General features: G+C 43.4%; 22 protein-coding genes. 12 read left to right on the forward strand and 10 right to left on the reverse strand.

Going from position 1 to position 19344, the window contains the following annotated elements; all coding sequences use genetic code 11:
- Positions 1-191: 191 nt before the first annotated feature.
- A complete protein-coding gene (locus LX99_RS02795) occupies positions 192-1415 on the reverse strand; it encodes a FecR family protein (protein WP_109606183.1) in 1224 nt (407 codons plus the stop codon).
- 231 nt (positions 1416-1646) lie between these two features.
- On the opposite strand from LX99_RS02795, the gene LX99_RS02800 reads away from it, so the two are divergent.
- On the forward strand, positions 1647-1886 hold the full coding sequence (locus LX99_RS02800; RefSeq protein ID WP_109606185.1) for a hypothetical protein: 240 nt from the start codon (positions 1647-1649) through the stop codon (positions 1884-1886).
- A complete protein-coding gene (locus LX99_RS02805) occupies positions 1886-2299 on the forward strand; it encodes a PIN domain-containing protein (protein ID WP_109606187.1) in 414 nt (137 codons plus the stop codon). Before LX99_RS02800 ends, LX99_RS02805 begins: the two co-directional genes overlap by 1 nt.
- Before the next feature lie 148 nt (positions 2300-2447).
- Here the strand turns inward: LX99_RS02805 and LX99_RS02810 are convergent, their stop codons facing one another.
- The 4 genes from LX99_RS02810 to LX99_RS25515 all read right to left on the reverse strand — a co-directional run bounded on the left by LX99_RS02810 (position 2448) and on the right by LX99_RS25515 (position 4443).
- Positions 2448-3029, reverse strand: coding sequence for an RNA polymerase sigma factor (locus tag LX99_RS02810; protein ID WP_109606189.1), 582 nt, complete (start codon positions 3027-3029; stop codon positions 2448-2450).
- A 325-nt stretch (positions 3030-3354) separates the two neighbouring features.
- Entirely contained in the window at positions 3355-3825 is a 471-nt protein-coding gene (locus LX99_RS02815) for a hypothetical protein (protein ID WP_109606190.1), read from the reverse strand.
- A 169-nt stretch (positions 3826-3994) separates the two neighbouring features.
- Positions 3995-4246 (reverse strand): hypothetical protein, encoded by a 252-nt coding sequence (locus LX99_RS02820; RefSeq protein ID WP_109606192.1) that lies wholly within the window; start codon positions 4244-4246, stop codon positions 3995-3997.
- 29 nt (positions 4247-4275) lie between these two features.
- Positions 4276-4443, reverse strand: a complete 168-nt coding sequence (locus LX99_RS25515; RefSeq protein ID WP_170122614.1) for a hypothetical protein — start codon at positions 4441-4443, stop codon at positions 4276-4278.
- A gap of 217 nt (positions 4444-4660) precedes the next feature.
- Here LX99_RS25515 and LX99_RS02825 point away from each other — a divergent pair, with 217 nt between their 5' ends.
- From LX99_RS02825 to LX99_RS02845, 5 genes are all read left to right on the forward strand, one after another.
- Complete coding sequence (locus LX99_RS02825) at positions 4661-4978, forward strand: hypothetical protein (protein WP_109606194.1); 318 nt, start codon at positions 4661-4663, stop codon at positions 4976-4978.
- Positions 4979-5068: 90 nt separating this feature from the next.
- A complete protein-coding gene (locus LX99_RS02830) occupies positions 5069-5491 on the forward strand; it encodes a secondary thiamine-phosphate synthase enzyme YjbQ (RefSeq protein WP_031266222.1) in 423 nt (140 codons plus the stop codon).
- A gap of 163 nt (positions 5492-5654) precedes the next feature.
- Positions 5655-6356, forward strand: coding sequence for an NUDIX hydrolase (locus tag LX99_RS02835; RefSeq protein ID WP_022830823.1), 702 nt, complete (start codon positions 5655-5657; stop codon positions 6354-6356).
- A gap of 166 nt (positions 6357-6522) precedes the next feature.
- Complete coding sequence (locus tag LX99_RS02840; protein WP_109606196.1) at positions 6523-8391, forward strand: ATP-binding protein; 1869 nt, start codon at positions 6523-6525, stop codon at positions 8389-8391.
- A 141-nt stretch (positions 8392-8532) separates the two neighbouring features.
- Entirely contained in the window at positions 8533-9405 is an 873-nt protein-coding gene (locus LX99_RS02845) for a creatininase family protein (RefSeq protein ID WP_109606197.1), read from the forward strand.
- Positions 9406-9499: 94 nt separating this feature from the next.
- On the opposite strand, the gene LX99_RS02850 is transcribed toward LX99_RS02845, so the two are convergent.
- Genes LX99_RS02850 through LX99_RS02860 form a run of 3 tightly spaced genes read right to left on the reverse strand, consistent with a single transcriptional unit; the run spans position 9500 to position 11005 of the window.
- The gene (locus LX99_RS02850) at positions 9500-10192 is read right to left on the reverse strand and encodes an ATP-dependent Clp protease proteolytic subunit (RefSeq protein ID WP_109606199.1); all 693 of its coding nucleotides are present in this window, start codon (positions 10190-10192) and stop codon (positions 9500-9502) included.
- 14 nt (positions 10193-10206) lie between these two features.
- Positions 10207-10479, reverse strand: a complete 273-nt coding sequence (locus LX99_RS02855) for a hypothetical protein (RefSeq protein ID WP_146203045.1) — start codon at positions 10477-10479, stop codon at positions 10207-10209.
- Positions 10460-11005 carry an RNA polymerase sigma factor gene (locus tag LX99_RS02860; RefSeq protein ID WP_109606944.1) on the reverse strand — a complete coding sequence of 182 codons (546 nt, stop codon included), beginning with the start codon at positions 11003-11005 and terminating at the stop codon, positions 10460-10462. Before LX99_RS02860 ends, LX99_RS02855 begins: the two co-directional genes overlap by 20 nt.
- A gap of 495 nt (positions 11006-11500) precedes the next feature.
- On the opposite strand from LX99_RS02860, the gene LX99_RS02870 reads away from it, so the two are divergent.
- Positions 11501-12811 carry an aspartate kinase gene (locus LX99_RS02870; RefSeq protein WP_109606206.1) on the forward strand — a complete coding sequence of 437 codons (1311 nt, stop codon included), beginning with the start codon at positions 11501-11503 and terminating at the stop codon, positions 12809-12811.
- A gap of 123 nt (positions 12812-12934) precedes the next feature.
- Entirely contained in the window at positions 12935-14104 is a 1170-nt protein-coding gene (gene lysA, locus LX99_RS02875) for a diaminopimelate decarboxylase (protein ID WP_109606208.1), read from the forward strand.
- Positions 14105-14247: 143 nt separating this feature from the next.
- Here lysA and LX99_RS02880 read toward each other — a convergent pair whose 3' ends face one another.
- Positions 14248-14901: an HAD family hydrolase gene (locus LX99_RS02880; protein ID WP_022830832.1), complete on the reverse strand. Its 654-nt coding sequence runs from the start codon at positions 14899-14901 to the stop codon at positions 14248-14250.
- 474 nt (positions 14902-15375) lie between these two features.
- Between LX99_RS02880 and LX99_RS02885 the strand changes: the two genes are divergently transcribed.
- From LX99_RS02885 to LX99_RS02895, 3 genes are all read left to right on the forward strand, one after another.
- Positions 15376-16512, forward strand: coding sequence for a GAF domain-containing protein (locus tag LX99_RS02885; RefSeq protein WP_109606210.1), 1137 nt, complete (start codon positions 15376-15378; stop codon positions 16510-16512).
- Between the two features lie 121 nt (positions 16513-16633).
- Complete coding sequence (locus tag LX99_RS02890) at positions 16634-16828, forward strand: cold-shock protein (RefSeq protein WP_109606945.1); 195 nt, start codon at positions 16634-16636, stop codon at positions 16826-16828.
- Between the two features lie 181 nt (positions 16829-17009).
- A complete protein-coding gene (locus LX99_RS02895) occupies positions 17010-17396 on the forward strand; it encodes a YtxH domain-containing protein (protein ID WP_146203046.1) in 387 nt (128 codons plus the stop codon).
- 67 nt (positions 17397-17463) lie between these two features.
- On the opposite strand, the gene LX99_RS02900 is transcribed toward LX99_RS02895, so the two are convergent.
- Positions 17464-19329, reverse strand: coding sequence for a M1 family metallopeptidase (locus tag LX99_RS02900; protein ID WP_109606213.1), 1866 nt, complete (start codon positions 19327-19329; stop codon positions 17464-17466).
- Positions 19330-19344 lie beyond the last annotated feature (15 nt).

The following is a 19344-nucleotide window of genomic DNA, read 5'->3' on the forward strand; positions in this document are numbered from 1 at the left end:
TTTGCCGCAAGTAAATGCAGTAAAATTTTTATACATTTGAATGTCAGTTTGTTAATAAGTGGTTGTAATCGCTGCAATTAGTTTTACTATCTGGCATTGCCATACGGCTTAAACCGGGGGCGGTCCGAAACGCTCCTGGTTTTTATTTTTATGCTGATAGATAATTGGTTGTGGAGATTGGGAAAGTAGATTTATTGCATAACGGTGATCCTCCTTCCTGTAATTTTAAAATGCACTTTGCCTATTTGTTCCAGGTTTTTTAACAGATCGGCGATGCTTTTTGAGCGGGCAAAAGTGCCGCCAAAGCGCTGACCATCAAAACTGGCTTTATATTCAATATCGGCATTGTACCAACGTGATACTTTTTTCATTATGGTAGCGATATCCTCATCGTCAAATACAAAATATCCGTTTTTCCACGCTACTGCTGTGTTTGTATTTACCTTTGATACCGCAATCTTATCGGCACCATTGTCAACCACAGCCTGCTGACCCGGCTTTAACAACGCCTGTTTACCGTTTTTACTAACCTGTACCGAACCCTCAAGTAAAGTGGTGGTTATCGCGTTATCATCAGCATAGGCCGATACATCGAAATGCGTACCCAATACCCTGATCTGGGTATTGTTCATTTCTACATAAAAAGGCTTGTCTTTATTTTTGGCAACTTCAAAGTAAGCCTCCCCGGTTAATTTAACCCTGCGCTCGTTGCCGCTAAACTCGGTTGGATAACTTAATGCCGATGATGAGTTTAACCATACCTGCGTACCATCGGGCAACACCACCTGGTACTGGCCGCCCGGCGGAATGGTTAGTGTATTATACAAAACCGCGTTTACACCGGCATGGGCCGCGCCCGGCAGCGCATCGTAAACCAGTTTGCCATCACCTACTTTATTTACGCGGCTTTTGCCCGTACTGGCTAAAGCGCCGTTCCCGGCACTATCCAAAACAATGCTTTTACCTGTTGAAAGTGTTAAAATAGCTTTATTACTGCCCGGTAAAATTTTTGCGGGCTGCATTACAGCCACTTCGTTGTGTACGGCGGCATTTTTATGTTTTTGAATAAAATAAAAACCAATTATACCGAAAACCAAAACAGCCGCTGCTATTTTAATCCATGCGGCGTATAATTTAAACGCGTTTGCTTTTGCTGTAATTGGTAAAACTACGGCATCCTCCGCTTCTTCTGCCGGTTTGAACCTTTGATCTGCCTTTATGCCTGCCAATACCTTCTGCGCCTGTATATTATCAAAAGCGGGTGCTTCTTCTAAATTCAAAACACGCTCATCAATGGCATCAAAAACATCCCCGGGGTTATCGTTCAGGTAATTGAGCAGCTCGCGGCAATCATCAGTGCCGATAGTATCGTTAAAGTACTGTTCAAGTAAAATCCTGAGCCTTTCGTTGTTCATATTATTGGTTTATATATCTTCCCCGGGAGGGGTGTTTGATGTATAGAACACGTGGGGAAGGCGATAGGACTACCCGGATGTAAAATATTTTTTAAGTTTCTGCGAATAAGTACGGTCGTCCATATTTTTCTTTAATAAAAAGATCATTCCAAAAGAAAATATAGAACGTAACTTACCTTGGGGCCTGATCTTAGAATATTTGTTATTTTTGTGATACAAGAAAATTCCTGAATGACTGCAGCAAACAAAAATATTGTCGATACTTATGCCAGATTGTTTGAGGGACTGGATACGTTGACTAAGTTGGAGTTGATTGAACGCTTATCTAAATCCCTGAAAAAAGAAAAGGATTTGAAAGAAAGCGCGTTTTACAAATCATTTGGCGCTTTTGAAACAGAAAAGTCTGCCGAAGACTTAGTAAATGAGATTAAAGCCTCCAGAAAATTCCTCGAAAAAGAGCTTAAATTCTGATGCAATACCTACTTGATACCAGCATATGTGTCTTCTTTTTGAGGGGTAAATTGGATTTGGCGACGATAATTCGCGAAAAAGGGCGCTCCAATTTTTTTGTTTCCGAAATAACAGTGATGGAATTACGATTTGGAGCCGAAAATAGTGGCAATTCCCTTAAAGCGCATAAAGCGGTAGACAATTTTGTTGCGGGGCTATCTATTATACCAATATTTGGCAGTATCAGACGCTACGCTAAAGAAAAAGTACGATTGAGAAAAATAGGTTTACCCATTAACGATGAATTTGATCTTTTGATAGGTGTTACTGCAACCGAAAACAATCTCATTCTCGTTACGGACAATGTAAAAGATTTTAACAGGATAGAGGGGATTGTTATTGAAAACTGGTACAATAGAAATTCAACAAATTAGGAATTATACTATTTTTAATATTTAGCTCTTCCCCGTACTTACAACTTTCATTCCTATTTCATATTTGAAGTGTCCACGCAAAGGGCACATATTTGAGGTATTGTTAAAACTTTTGCGCAATACGGAGAAATACAATTAGAATCACTGCCTACCCTATCCCAAAAAACAAAGCGAGTAAAAATATCAGATCGGAATATTGCAGCTGCGATCTTAAGGTTTTAAGCGCCTCCACCATGTGGTTTTTAACGGTATTGGGCGAAATCTGCAACTGATCGGCAATTTCCTTGTGCGAAAGATGCTCAACACGGCTTAACCTGAAAATGAGTTGCTGCTGGCGCGGCAGTTTATTGATGATCCGCTCGGTGAATTGTTCCAGGTCGCTCACCAGCATTTCCTCTTCGGTATTGTTATGAACTATAGCGATATGATTAACCAATTGATCGGCAAGCTCGCGCGACTGGCAGATTTGCCTCAACGAATTTAAAGATAAGCGTTTGGCAATTACATACAGGTAAAGCCACAGATCCCCCTCCGTGTTGAGTTTATGGCGATTGGTCCATAAATTTATAAAGCATTCCTGCACAATCTCCTCGCTCTGCTGCCCGTTTTTTAAAAAGCGGTAAGCCAGCCGGTAAACTTTGCTGCTATAGGCTTCATAAATTGCATCGAAAGCAGCTTCGTCACCTGCTATCAATTGTTGGATATGATTGCTGTTAATACTCTTACCCACTTCAGTTTAATATAATTGGTGAGATAAAAGTAAAAAGTTAATTTAAATTAATGCATCAAAAACTTGATAATTGTTTGAAGTAGTACCGTTGTAGTGGTATTTTTTTAACAAAAACAGGTGATTTTATGCCTCATTTGCAGAAAAAAACGGTTAAGCAACAATTGATCGTTTTTTTTGAGGCGATGGCTGTTTATTGAAAAATTAAAACGGACAGCGGTGTATTTTCAATACACCCACCGCGCAAAACGTCTATCCTGTAAACAATTACTTTGCGTTTATGAAAAAAAAGGTTGCCGGTACCCTCTCTCAGTATGCCTATGCGTTATTATGCAATGTACCCGTTAGCATCACTGAACTTTGAGCCAAGTTTTGTTTTTAAATAAGCCTCCAATTGTGCCAATCCTCCGTTTTTAATAATATCCTGGAGACTAAGTGTATGCTTTTCATTTTTTACTTCGATAATTAATGATGGCACCTTTTTTACCGAAATATAAATACAGTAACCACCAAGCAGCAGCGGTAAAACCGGCAACACGATTGATTCGATGTAGATTACCCGTTCGGCCGGGTCATTAAAGGTTCTGATTACCCCGATGATCTGAATCACGGCAAAACCGGTTAAAATTACGCCGACAACCAATGTTAATGTTACACGTTTTGTTTCTACCGCACGCGTAAAACGTGCATTATCAATATCAGTAAAGCTTATTGTTTTGTAATTGAACCTGTTGCGCAATAAATGCACTCCTTCAACCGACAGGGCAAAATCTTTGGCCCGGATATCATAGTTACTCATTTGTTTTGAATGATAAGGTATAAATCAGTTAACAAATCTGGGATTTTAAATAAGTTAAATCGCGAATCAGACAATTTTTGATGAAATACTTCTGAATTCTCACATATTGTTAAGCTTGGTTCGAACAACAAGATAAATCCAGGTATCATAAGTAAGCTAATAAAAAATACTATCTGCCGGTCATAAACCCTATTGATTTGGCTTCTTCCTTTTTAACGGCAAGTCCTTCTATAAAAAGCTGACCATCTTTTATTTTGTAGTTAAGTGAGCGTTCGTCAACCTCGTAACCATCTTCCTTAAAAACATCTTTAAGCTGTTTTAACACCTCCTTACGGTTAAAAACCGGGCTGGTACTGAGTAATTCGCTAACCGGGGCCAGGGTTATGCCATCTACTTTAAATGAAAATATTTTTGATTCCATTGGCTAAAGATACGGATCAAAGGGCGGCTTTAACGCGGTTTAAAGCCATAACGACGCTTATTTTTTTGCGGCCTCCAGCCATAAAGCCCGTTTAACGGAACAGGCAATGGTTTCGCTCCTTCACCTTTTCTTTCAGGGCCATCCGGAGATTTGTAAGCACCGGGTACCCACTCTAAACGTAACCTGCATTTTTCCATATCGGATATTTGTACTTCTTGGTATGTTGATTACAAGTTAGCAAAATCTGCGGCATTGTTGGCACTGCGACGCTTCTTTTTTACGTGCACGGAAACGGACAATCGCTGCATCAAAATGATGCATTTATTTAAAATTAAAAATATAAAAACCTAAATATCAATTACTTAAAACCATGGCATTTAATTTGAGTTTATTGTATCGCAATAAGATCATATCATGAAGCACGGCAAACAACCGGAAAGGCGCACCTTTAACCAGGACCGTTTTGAAATACTTATTAAGCGGCAAAGAACCGGTAAAGCTACCTTTAACGAACTTACCGAACTGGACGAGATTGTAAACCGGGACCCGGCAATACGCGAAATTGTGCTGGAAGAAATGCAGGAAACCAATATCCCAAAACCTCCGCAAGCTAATGATATACCGGCTATGCAAAAACCGGCAAAACAAAACATCCTCGAAAAAATAAAAACACTGATGAGCCGCTTATTCAGCGCCGGGGGAATCGGTTTCAGCGCCCCAGTCACGGCGTAAACCAAAAATATCAGCCTTAATGCAGCTTTATAAAAAAACGGAACAATGTTTATAGATATGTTTGCAACATCGCTATTAACAAAACTGTGTATGAAAATATTTCAGCAATTGCTGCAGCTTAGGGAACGTAAAAGGGGCTTCCATCTCATCACCGCCGAAGTGGTTAACGCCCTTCCACAAATAAATGAAATTAAAACAGGCATTTGCCAGGTTTTTATCCAGCATACCTCGGCTTCACTAAGCATTAACGAAAATGCCGACCCCACCGTGAGGCGGGATTTTGAAATGTTTTTCAGCAAGACTGTACCCGAAAACGACCCCGATTATCTGCACGACGACGAAGGCCCCGACGACATGCCCGCGCACTTAAAGGCCGCCCTTTTAGGCAGTTCGGTAACTATACCTATCCGCAACGGCCGGTTGGCTTTGGGCATGTGGCAAGGCATTTACCTGTGCGAACACCGCAACTACGGAGGCAGCCGCATGCTGGTTATTACCGCCTGGGGCGAATAAAACAGCATAAAACACAATTTATTATTGTAACAAATACAATTAATTTACACTTTTGAAAAATTAATGTAAATAATACCCATTTAATTGGTATAAATCCCCCTGTTAGCGGCTTATATCAAATGTTGTTTTATATTTGTTTTCATCATAAATATCAAGGTTATAAATGCTCAAGTATTCTAAGCAAACAAGGTTACTATTAGCTGTTGATTGTATTATTTTTGGCTTCGATGGCGAGGTTTTAAAGATATTGCTTATAAAACGAGGTTTCCAGCCCGAAAAAGGAAACTGGAGCCTGATGGGCGGCTTTGTACAACCCGATGAAAGCCTTGACCAAAGCGCCAACCGTATTTTAAAACAGTTAACCGGCCTTGAGGGCGTGTACCTTGAACAGTTATACACCTTTGGTCAGCCGCAGCGTGATCCTATTGAACGTACTGTTTCTGTGGCATATTTCGCGCTGATTGATATTCATAAATATGAAACCCAGATCAGCGATGACTATCACGCCGAGTGGTTCCAGCTTAAACGCGCCCCGAAACTGATCTTCGATCAGCAGGATATGGTTGAGCAGGCCCGCAAACGCATCCGCTACAAAGCTGCCATGCACCCCATTCTGTTCGAGCTTTTGCCAACCAAGTTTACCATACCACAACTGCAAACACTTTACGAGTGCGTATTTAACACCACCATAGATAAGCGCAACTTCAGCAAACGCGTACTGGCAACCGGTTTGCTTATTAAACTGGCCGATAAAGATAAAGCCGGATCAAAACGCGGCGCGTATTACTACCAGCTTAACATGCAAAACTATTACGCCAAATTCCAGGCTTTCATGAACTTTATACCCAATCCCGATACTTTATAAATAACAATTCATTTCCATTAATTATATTTAAGCAATAAGTTTAAAAACAAAGTTATAGTGCTGCCTGCATTTTTGTTCAGGTGTTGCATAACCATGTAACATTTTATACGTATAACACTATCCGGCTTTTTAAACCGTAACTCTCTTATTTGCGAAATTTTAATTAATGAAAAGATCAGTAAGCTTTTTGGTGTTGCTCATATGTATGGCGCCTGCGTGTTTCGGGCAGCCAACAGAGCTAAAGAAACTAAAAAAGTCACTGCGTTCAATCAGGGATAGCATTCAATATATCAACGCCCTTAACCGTTTGGGCCTGCTGATGTACGAACAGAACGCCGACAGCGCGTTTTACTATGCCAAACAAGCCCGGGCAATGGCCGAAAGCCTTGATTACAAGACAGGAAAGGCCGATGCCTTAAATGTTATTGGTATTGTGTACGATTTAAAGGGCAACCTGCAGCTTTCGCTTCGTTATTACAATGAGGCTTACAATTTATATAAAGAGTTAAAGGATACCTCGAACCAGGTTCAGGGCCTGATGAACATAGGCCTGGTATTTAATGAAAACAAGGAAGATAGAAAGGCCGTCGACTTTTTTAAACGTGCTATAAATACCGGAAAAACGCTACAGCGCGATTCGATCATGTCGCTGGTGTTGTGCAATTTCCTGCTGTTGTATCCGGAGCAAATCCCTAAAGACTCGGTTACCGTTTACCTGGAAAAAGCCAGGCAAATAGGCCTTAAATTTAATGATAAACGCATGCTGCTGGAGGCCGACCAGATTCAAAGCCTGATTTACATTCAAAACAACCAACGCGAAAAAGGTATAGCGCTGCTTCAGCATGCTATAGATAGCGGGCTGGCTATGGAGCTTTATTACCTGAGCCTGGACATGATCATTAACCTTGGCGACTTGTACCTGGATACCGATCTGCCAAAAGCCATTGCTTATTATAAACAGGGTCTCGCTATCGCAGAAAAAAGCAGGTATCATTATTATCAAAAGGTATTTGGCAAAAAGCTGTATGATATTTACGTAGCTCAAAACAATGTGAGCGCAGTGCGGCTTTACAGCGAGAAGTTACTGAAACTTTATGATGATGAGGAAAATTTTAACAATACCTCCGGTATCGATTACATTGATTACGCGCTGAAAGATCAGCAACTGGAAGCCGTTACCATCCGTAGCCATAACCGGCAAATCCTTACGATAATACTTGGTGTATTATTCGTGATTACAGCTTTAACCGTAATTTTTGTGTACCGGTTATATAACCTGAAAAAGCGGCACAGTAAAACACTCGAGGAGCTGAATAAAAAAGTGCAGCAACGCAATGCAAAACTGGAGGTTGATCACGACTTTAATAACCGCCTGGTATCCATCCTCGCCCATGACTTCAGGCAGCCGATAGGCGCGCTCAAAACGCTGGCTACTGTACTAAAAGATTCGGATACCTTTACCCGCGAAGAAATGGCAGAACTGGTAGACACCATTGAGCGCTCTTCAAACGTTTCACTGGAGATTTTTGAGAACATCCTTCAGTGGATCAAGCAGCAGCTATCAGGGTTCGAGTACAAGTCTGTTCCCCTTCTGCTGAAAGAACTGGTTAACGAAGCATTGCAGCCCTTTGCTTTAATGGGCGAAGACCGTCACCTGCACTTTGTTAACATGGTTGATCCCGAAGTTGTTATTTACGGTGATAAAGAGCTGGTACAGTTTATCAACCGCAATTTTATCCATAATGCCATCAAGTTTTCGCCCGATAATTCAACCATTACCATAAGCGCGATAAACGGAAGTACAGATATCACAGTTTGCGTAAAAGATGAGGGCAAGGGCATTTCGCCGGATAAACTCAAGTTGTTTTTTAATTTTCAAAACAACCTGCAATACAGCAACGAAAAGGAAAAAGGTGCAGGTGTAGCCCTCATGATTTGCAAGGACTTTATTGATAAAATGAACGGCAGGATCTGGGTTGAAAATAACGAAGTGCGTGGGGCGACATTCTGTTACTCGCTGCCCAAGCCTGAGTAAACACACCAACCGGTTCACTCCCCCCGCTTCGCGGCATTCACCCAAACACAACTTTGTAATTTTTAAATTACCTGCACAAACACAACACTTTAAGTTTGTAAATTACCATCAGCATTAACCAAGCATAAACCCGCTTTTATTATGAAAAACTTTTTACTGCTGTTTGCAGTCATGCTGCTTTCGGGCTTTTCGTACGCCCAGCAATTACCGGCCCGATGGGACGAGCTGGTTGCCTCCGATTTTTCGGCGGCGCTCGAAAAATCGTCAAAAACATGTATCCTGCCTATCGGCATCCTCGAAAAGCACGGCCCGCATTCGCCCATCGGCACCGATCTGATCCACGTGCGCGAATGGGCGGCCCACGCGGTTAAAAGCGAATATGCGGTGGTGTTTCCGGATTATTTTTATGGGCAGATTAATGAAGCCCGGCATCAACCCGGCACCTTCGCCCTGCCCAGCAAAGTAATTTGGGATTTACTGGAAGCTACCTGCGATGAAATTGCCCGCAACGGCTTCCAAAAAATCGTAATCCTGAACGGGCACGGTGGTAACCCTGAGTTTATCCGCTTTTTTATGCAGTCGCTGCTCAATAAGCGACATAACTATGCCGTATACTTTTACAATCCTGAAGGTAGCGATAAAGAATATGCCGAACAATACCGCAAAATGCATAAATCGCCAATGGAAAATGACCAGCACGCCGGTGAAAGGGAAACGGCTACCTTGCTTTACTATCGCCCCGATTTAATGAAGATGGACAGGGCGGAATCGCAATCGGGCGATAACCAGCATCGCTCTAACCTGCCCAACATTTACACGCCAATATGGTGGTATGCCGCCTACCCTAATCACTATGCCGGCGAGGGTGCTAAAGCCACACCTGGGTTTGGCAAGTTTATAGCCGAACATGAAATTGCAACCTTTGTACAGGCGCTAAAGGTTATCAAAGCAGATACCAGCACCATTAAATTGCAAAACGAGTTTTATGATAAAGTGGATGGGTTGAATAAGTAGATGTTTCTTCTATCGTAAAACAAAATAACTATGCCGACGCTCGGCTCTGGCCCCGAGCGTCGGCGATGTCATTTTTTATTATAAATTTATTTTCTCACTCCTCTTTCGCCCCCAGCACCTCGTCAATCATACCAAATTCCTTCGCTTCCTGAGCGATCATCCAATAATCCCTGTCAGATACCTCGTGTATCCTTTCGTAGCTTTGGCCGCTATGTTTGGCCGCAATATGATAAAGCTCCTTTTTCATTTTGGCTATCTGTATGGCGGCAATCTCGATATCTGAGGCCTGCCCCTGCGCGCCACCCAATGGCTGGTGCATCATGATGCGCGAGTGCGGCAGCGCGGCTCTTTTACCATGCGCACCGGCACAAAGCAAGGTTGCCGCCATAGAAGCTGCCAGCCCTGTGCAGATGGTTGCCACATCGGGCGAGATAAACTGCATGGTATCATAAATTCCTAACCCGGCATACACCGATCCTCCGGGCGAGTTGATGTAGATCTGGATATCCTTTTTGGCATCTGCCGATTGCAGGAACAGCATTTGCGCCTGGATGATATTAGCTACATTATCATCAACCGCTGTACCCAGGAAAATGATCCGATCCATCATCAGCCGCGAAAAAACATCCATTTGCGATATATTGAGCTGGCGCTCTTCCATAATATAGGGTGTCATCCCCATGTTTATTTGCCTGTTGTTTACCGCTCCGATAAACCTGTCCACGTGTAAACTTTGCACACGGCGGTGCCCTACCGCGTATTTGCGGAACTCATTTTTGATATTCATAAAATTTAAGGTGTTTAACGCTTACCGAATAAACGCATGATCTTTTGCCTGAAACGGCTGTGTTCAGGCTGGCAGAATAGTTTTTGATGTACGGCTTCTATTTCGGTCTTCAGGGCATTGCGGCCATAGCACACTACCAGGCCAAGGGTTTGCTTTTGCAAAATTACCTCTTCCCGAAGTGCCGGGTTAATGATCAGTTTAGCTTCAAACAGCAGCGCCTCATCAGGCGGGGAGAGTTTCAACAGGTGATCATCAATGGCCTTAATTTCATTCAAAGAAGTCCGCATAGGTTAATGATTGTTGTTTAACTGTTTCCCTTACTTTTTCAATGCATTTGTATTTCTGTACAGTGGCTGATCGTTCGCTTGCGTAACCGAATAATCCGGCAAGCTGCCTCATCGGCATTTTGTGGTAGTAAAAAGCGCCTAACAGCTCCATGCATTTTTTACCGGCGGTTTCAAGGTGGCGCATCAGTTTACCGGCAGATGGCAGCGCCTCGACTTCATCTGTAACATCAAGCCCATATGCTCCAAGCGGCAGGCTATTGCTATCCCCGCCAAATTTTTTAAGCCACAAATGTTTGGTAATGCCCAACAGGTAAGCTTTGGCATTACTTTGCGCAGGCAATTTGCCGTTAACCATTTTTTCATAGTAAATAACAAGCGCATCGTGAAAAATATCCTTCGCGTCGTCGAACGAGCCGCCCATTTTGCTTACATATTTTGCCGCCACCGGAAAGGCGCTTTTATAAAGCGCGGTAATCAGCTTCTCTCTCGCGGTTGCCGGGTCATCCAAAACTATTTCATCTGCCATGATCATTGCGTTTAATAGTAAGTGCGCAAAACGGGTGATATATCACCGTGAATTTAATAATTATTTTGAGAGGGCAATTTGGCTTCATTATAGTGGAGGCTCGCAAAGCCGCGACGACGCCAGTTTTTTTGAATTGTTTTAGTGGAGATTCGAGCGCGCTAAGCCGTGAAAGTTTTTCCATCATCTTAACACATAAAAAAACCTACAACTATCTGCCCCTAAAAAATTTGCGATTTCCAACCCTTGCACACTTAAAATCCTCAAACTATTTTCCCTTAAAAACCTTTGCGACTTCGCGCCCTTGCGTGCGTAAATCATCAAACTATTTTCACCTTAAAAAACCCTTGCGTCTTCGCACCCTTGCGTGCCTAAAAAAACGGCAACACACCCCAACCAATTTAATTCCAATCGCATTACAGATAAGCGTTTTAAAACGTTATTTTTAGCCCCTCAAATAAAGATGCCCGGGGTATCAGTTTAACAGTACAATAAAAAATGAAAGTTTTAAAATTTGGTGGCACATCGGTAGGGAGCCCTGCCCGTATGAAAGCGCTGCTTGACATCATCAATCCGGCCGAACGGCAGGTGGTGGTGCTTTCGGCAGTGTCGGGCACAACAAACAGCCTTGTAGAAATTGGACAAGCTTATCTTGCCGGCGATAAGAAGAAGGCGGCACAGCTTATTACTATCCTGAAGGATAAGTACGAGATTTTTGTAAAGGAATTGTTCGCCAAGCCAGAGTTCTTAGCCCAGGGCAAAGAAGTGATCGACTACCATTTTTCACTGCTGAGCAACCTGGCCAATGATCATTTTACCAATATTGAGGATAAAATAGTGGTGGCCCAGGGCGAGTTGCTTTCAACTACGCTTTACCATGTGTACTTAAAAGAGATTGGCGTACCATCGGTATTGCTGCCTGCCCTGGATTTTATGAAGATAGATGAGGACAACGAGCCTGTTGTTGATCACATTACCGAAAACTTGCAGCCTTTATTAGATCAGCACCCGGAGGTAAACCTGTTCATCACGCAGGGCTACATATGCCGCAATGCCTACGGCGAGATAGACAACCTGCGCCGTGGCGGCAGCGACTATACCGCCTCCTTAATTGGAGCAGGCATCCACAGCGAAGAAGTACAGATCTGGACGGATATCGACGGCATGCACAATAATGATCCGCGCATTGTAAAAGGTACGCAACCCATAGCCCAGCTATCGTTTGATGAAGCTGCCGAGCTGGCTTACTTTGGCGCCAAGATATTGCACCCGCAAAGCGTATTCCCTGCCCAGAAATATAAGATCCCTGTCAGGTTATTGAACACCATGGATCCTAAGGCACACGGTACATTGATCACCAATACCAGCGAAAAGGATAAGATCAAATCCATAGCTGCCAAAGATGCCATCACCGCCATCAAGATCCAATCGAGCAGGATGCTTTTGGCACATGGCTTTTTACGCAAGGTATTTGAGGTGTTTGAGCGTTATAAAACATCCATAGATATGATCACCACCTCCGAAGTGGGTGTATCGGTAACCATTGATGATACCACCTATCTGGGCGATATCACTAAAGAACTAAACACTTATGGTTCGGTAGAGATAGATGTTAACCAAACGATTATTTGCGTAGTGGGTGATTTCGGTGCCGATAAGCATGGTTATGCAGCCCGTGTACTGGAAGCTGTTAAGCATATCCCGCTCAGGATGATCTCGTACGGTGGCAGCGACCACAACCTGTCGTTACTGGTTAAAACCGAAGATAAGGTTGAAACTTTGAGGAGTTTACATAACAGGCTGTTTTAACCCCCTCTAAATCTCCCCCTGAAGGGGAGACTTTTTGATAGTATTAATAAATTTTAGGGCTTTATTTTAAAGTCCTCCCTACCGGGGAGGATTTAGGAGGGGCCGATTTGACGACAGATACCCATGTTCACAACAAAAACCATAGATAAATTTAACGGCCTGGAAACGCCGTTTTACTACTACGACCTGGAAGTGCTGAAAAACACTTTAAGCGCCTGCCGCGATGCCTCGGCAAAACACGGCTTCCATGTGCATTATGCCATGAAGGCTAACTTCAACCCTAAAGTTATCGATACCATTCAAACGTACGGGTTTGGCGCCGATTGCGTGAGCGGCGGCGAAGTGAAGGCGGCTATTGAACACGGCTTTGATAAAAGCAAGGTGGTATTTGCAGGTGTAGGAAAATCAGACAGGGAAATAAACATTGCGCTTGATGCAGATATATTCTGCTTCAACGTTGAATCGATCCAGGAGCTTTTTATTATCGACGGATTGGCTAAAGCCAAAAACAAAAAAGCCGGTGTAGCCATCCGGATCAACCCTAATGTAGACGCCCATACCCACCATTTTATCACCACCGGCCTGGATGAAAATAAATTCGGGATCAATACCTGGCAACTGCCGGATGTTGCCGCGGCTTTACGCAAATGCGATAACCTGCAGTTTTTAGGCATCCACTTCCACATCGGCTCTCAAATTACCGACCTGGAGGTGTACAAAAACCTGTGCACCCGGATTAACGAAATGCAGGACTGGTTTGAAGACCGCGGCTTCCCGGTAAAAGTATTAAATACGGGCGGCGGACTTGGTGTTGATTATTACCATCCGGATACTAACATTGCCGATTTTGAAGCCTATTTTCAGGTGTTTAAAAACTTTTTGAACGTTAAACCGGGCCAGGAAGTGCATTTTGAGCTTGGCCGCGCATTGGTTGCCCAAAGCGCATCGCTGATCTCGAGGGTGTTGTATGTTAAAAACGGTCAGAAAAAGAATTTCCTGATCCTTGATGCCGGCATGACGGAACTGATCCGCCCGATGCTTTACCAGGCTTACCATCAGATAGAGAATTTGAGTCGGAAGTCAGAAAGTCCGGAAGTCAGAAAGTCTGAAAGTTTAAAATATGACGTTGTCGGTCCGATATGTGAGAGCACCGATTGTTTCCAGAAAGATGTTTCGTTGCCCGAATCGTTCCGCGGCGATCTGATAGCTGTGCGTACTGCCGGTGCCTATGGTGAGGTGATGGCCTCGGGCTATAACCTGCGCGATAAAGTGGGTTCTGTGTATTCGGAATAGTTATTCAAAGTCAACCCGGTACATAAGCCTTGTAATAAGTGGCTTCGGCCAATGGCAATAAGTTTTCAAGGGTGTATCTATGCGGAATAGTACACCCTTGCTTTTACGCGTTAAATATTAATAATAGAAATGAGCCTCCGGGTTTAGCGCACCAGCCCGTCAAAAAAGCTACCTGTAAAATCGGCCGCGAAATGGATTATATTTCCCAATGCAGCAAACTCCGCCTCCTCATGCGTGGTTGTGAGCACAACGGCTTTCATACCGGCGTTGGCCGCGGCTTCGGCGCCCTTGGGCACATCCTCAAACACCAGGCAATCGGTTGATGGCGTATTCAATAGCTCAGCGGCCTTCAAAAATGTTTCGGGGTGGGGCTTGCTCAGCTCCACATCGTCGGCACTAACAATCGCCTTAAAATAATGACGGATATTCAGGTTATCCAACACAAAATCGATATTAAAAGGAATAGCCGCCGATCCGATAGCCATCGGGATCCCTTGCTGATAAGCGGCTTCCAAAAACTCTTGTAAACCGGGCAAAAGCGCCAGGTGCGGCAAAAATTCATCCTGGTAACGCTGCTCTTTCAAAATAGAGAGCCGGTCCATCTCTTCCACCGTAAAACGATCCGGACCAAACATACGCCTCAATACTTCCTGGTTTTTACCGTACATCTGCGGCTTTACCTCATCCCAGGTAAAGTTGCCGCCAAGGTCGTTATTTAAAAGGTATTGCCAGGCTTTGGTGTGATAAGGCATGTCGTTAATCATGGTGCCGTTAAGGTCGAAAATAAAGGCCTTCATTTTGTATTGTTCAATTTTAATTAAAGTTTTGAAACCGATAGCGCTTTCCGGCGCAAACTTAAGTTTTTAAAAACTAAAACATGGTTGTGCCCGTACATTACTTAAACACATTTGATATAAAGGCATCGTCCTGAACAGGATGTAAAATACGGCTAATTAATAAGATGGTAAGTTGAGGTTGTTTTGTGCGCTTATTTTTTAGCAAGCCCTTTAGCCATAAGGCCAAAGGGCTTTTTTAAGCCTGTAGTTTGTAAATACAGCCTGTTCGCATAATTCAAATCAGTTGAACATTATCCTGTTGATGCTTATTAATCCGCCCCAATGTTACACCACTGTTACAAAAAATAATTGTTATTTTTACACTTTCAACATCTGTAATACAATCTATTGCGTATTTAAAATAACAGGTGTGTTAGGATCAGCGGTAAGGTAGCCTGTTTAAACGTTAAAAATTCTACTAATAATCCTTACATAATGAATAGCGAACCCCTGCGCCTGCGTACCGTTAAAAGATTTAAGGATCTGAGCGACGATATTACAGTTGATTTGAATGAAATAGTGAGCCTCGCGGCTGACATTTGTAATACCTCCGCTGCGCTTGTCACGTTGCTTGATGCTGATACGCAGTGGTTTAAAGCCGCCATTGGTACCGAAATAACCTGCACCCCGCGCGAGGTTGCGTTTTGCAACCACACCATAGTTCAAACCGAGGTATTGGTAGTGCCCGATTTATTGAACGATGAGCGTTTTTGCAATAACCCCATGGTTACGGGGCCTGTAGCCGCAAGGTTTTACGCCGGTGCGCCGCTCATTACCAAAAACGGCCATGCCGTAGGAAGTTTATGTGTAATTGATTTTAAACCCGGCCAATTAAGCGAGCGGCAGGTTAAAGCTTTAAAAGGTTTGGCTAAACAGGTAATCAACCTGATGGAACTTAACTGGAGCCTGCAATCGTTAGAGCAGCAGCACAAAAAGGTTCAAACGCAAAAAGCATCCATCACCGAATCGGAAATGAAGCTTAAGGCGATTTTTGACAGCTCGATAGATACCCATATCCTGGTTAACCGCCAACTTGAGATCATGGCCTTCAATAAATCGGCCGCGGCGCTGATGAAAACACTGTACAATAAAAAAATCACCAGGGGCGATAACCTGGCAGATTTTACCGACCCGGCCATCAGGAGCAGTTTTTTAAAACACTTTGCCGCTGCCCTGAGCGGCCGGACAGTAAAACGTGAATGGCAGCTTTTATGCGGAACGCCAAATGCCTGCTGGAAAGAGACCACCTTTGTACCGGTAAAGAACAACAATGACCAGGTGATCGGCGTTGCTATCAATTCGACGGATATTACCACCCGGAAACGTCACGAAGAACAGATCAATATCCAAAACGAGGCGCTTAACCGTATAGCCATCATTCAATCGCATGAACTACGGCGGCCGGTAGCTTCGCTGCTGGGTATGATCGACCTGATGCGCCTTGAAAATATCCACTTCAGCTATTTTAATATGATGGAACACACCGTTAACGAGCTGGATGAAAAGATCAGGGGTATTGTTAAAGATTCGGAAAATACCATACAGGGGCGGCACCTGGCTATAGTGGCCTAAAAATAAACAACTTAGCAGCATTTACAACCAACTGCTATTTAGCAGCTTTCTAAATAAAGCTTTCGGGCTTGCTTTATTACGCTAAATTATGCCTACCTTGGGCGCATTAATTAATAAAATAATGCAAAATCAAGGAACAGTAAAATTCTTCAATGAAACAAAAGGTTTCGGATTTATAGTGCCAAGCAATGGCGGTCCGGATGTATTTGTTCATTCAACAGGCCTAATTGACGAAATCCGTGAAAACGACAACGTAGAATACGAGGTTGAAAACGGTCGTAAAGGCTTGAACGCGGTAAATGTAAAAGTTATATAATTATAATATAAATCATTAAGCCTACAGGCACCCATTTTTATGGGTGCCTTTTTTGTGCGCTTTTGTTAACAATTAAACTACTGCAAATTAATGTTTAACTGTTACCTTCAAAATAAAACTGGCATTGTTGTTGTTTAATCAGTTGTATCATAAATCGTCTACACATAAACAAATAAAAAACATGAAAGATCAAGCAAAAGTTATAGCAGCATTATTAATAGGTGCAGCTGCAGGTGCGGCTTTGGGTTTGCTATTGGCTCCGGAAAAAGGAACTGAGCTAAGGGGTGATATTGCAGATTATATCAACGATTTGGTTGATGATGCAAAAACCAAAGCTCAAAACACAGCAAAAGATATTAAAGAATATAGCGGCAACGTTATTGACAAAGCTAAAAGCAAATTTAACGGCACCGTTAGCGACCTTTGGGACGCGAAAGACAATGCCGTTGATGTAGCTAAATCAACCATAAACGATGCTGCCGGTAAAGCCGCTGATGCTGCCGACAGTGCAAAAGCAAAAGTTAAAGAAACAGCAAACGACTGGAACAATTCAGTACAGAATGCATAATATTTAGTACTATCATAAAAAACAAAACCCGGTTTAGGCCGGGTTTTGTTTTTTATAGCAGGTTTTATTATTTGCTCCAGGTGTTATCGCCTTCGGTAGCATCCATAAATATCCCGCCGTCAAGCCTTACCGATTTAACGGCTTTGGCTGTTTTTATGTTTACAGCTATGGCTTTCTGATCTTTTTCCCATACAGCCGGGGTTTGGTGCAGTGTTTCGGTACTGCCGTCTTCATAAGTTACCTTTACATCAAACGGTACCACAAAGCCGCCAACATTTTTGATGGCTAAGGTATAACCGCCGACAGCCTTAGTTACACTTTTAAGCGACAGATCGATATAGTAATTGGTAAAGAACCAGTTATTGAAAAACCAGTTGAGGTTTTTACCTGTGATACTGTTAACCGAGTTAAAATAATCCCACGGAATAGGGTGCTTACCATGCCAGCGGTCCATATAGCCGTGCAGGGCTTTTCTGAACATGTCATCGCCCAGCATATCTTTCAAGGCAAAGTAGCTTAATGATGGTTTACCGTACGAGTTGTTGCCATATCCGCCGCGCAGTTCACTCGATGGTGTAATTACGGGAAGGTCTTCGGCTGTGGCAGCATCATGGATCCAACCGTTAACCCTGAACATTTTATACAAGGCCTCAGCTTTTTCCTTGCCGACTTCTGAAGTGCCTATAAGCAGCTCGAAAGTTGTGGCCCAGCCCTCGTCCATAAAGGCGTAACGGCTTTCATTAATACCCATATAAAAAGGAAAATAGGTATGGGCAATTTCATGATCCTGAACAAACTGCGAAAAACGCACATCGTCGGTGTGGCTGTCGTTCACCATCATAGGGTATTCCATATCTGCAAAACCCTGAAACGAGGTCATTTTAGGAAAAGGATACGGTACGCCCGGCCAATTGTGCGAAAGCCAGCTCAGTGAATTGCGACCGTTTTGTACAGCATGGTGAAAATCTTCCGAACTATCTAAAAAAGCGGCCTGCATACTGGCCCGGCGGTGCGTAGCATCATCAACCACAACGCTGGCAGCATCCCACACATAATGGTCGCTGATGCCTACAGCCATGTCACTGATCTCGTTAGCTGTCCATACCCAGGTATTGAAGTCTTTTTGCGCGGTTACCTTATGCGCGGCCAGTTCTGAAGCGGAGGCCACGTGTATTGTCGAATCGCTGGTAAATGAGGCCTGCAGGCGTTTGGCGTACTCGGGCTGCAATACTTCATCAGGGTTTTGCAGGGTGCCGGTTGCCCAAACCACATAGTTTTTAGGCGCTGCTACACGCAGCTTGTAATTGTTAAAGTCGTTATAAAACTCCTGCGCATCTAAAAACGGCAGCCTGTCCCATCCGTTGTAGTCATCGTATACCGATACCCTTGGATAAAAATAAGCAAGATAGCAGGTGGTTGAATCGATCATACCTTCCCGTCCGCTTTCTTTCGAGATTTCGAAGTGCCAGCCGATATCAAGCTTAACCGAGTCATGCGGCATTAACGGTTTGGTTAAAGGCACCCACTGGTTGGTTGAGGTAGAAGGAACTTTTTTGGCTTCGCCATTCACCGAAAAATTATCGAACTGGATACCGGGAGTAAGGTAATCGGCACCTGCATCGCCCATGCGGGCAACACCCGGTTTATGAATATTAACAATCAGCTTCATGTTGAGCCTTTTCAGCGTATCAGGGCTGTTGTTGATATAAATGATTTGCTCTGTTCCTTTTAACGAGCGGCTTTGCGGGATAGCCGTAATACTGATATCATATTTGCCCGTATTTTGCCAGTACTTTTTGCCGGGGCGCCCATCGGCAGACCGGGTTTCCTTTTGATAAGCCTTTTGTATATCGCGGGGCATATACAGGCTTTGCGCCTTAGCCTGCACCAAAATAAAGCAGGATACGGCCGATAAAATAATAGGTTTGATCATGTCGTCTTAAATTTT

The sequence above is a fragment of the Mucilaginibacter oryzae genome, from assembly GCF_003148845.1.
GTDB classification, from domain to species: Bacteria; Bacteroidota; Bacteroidia; order Sphingobacteriales; family Sphingobacteriaceae; genus Mucilaginibacter; species Mucilaginibacter oryzae.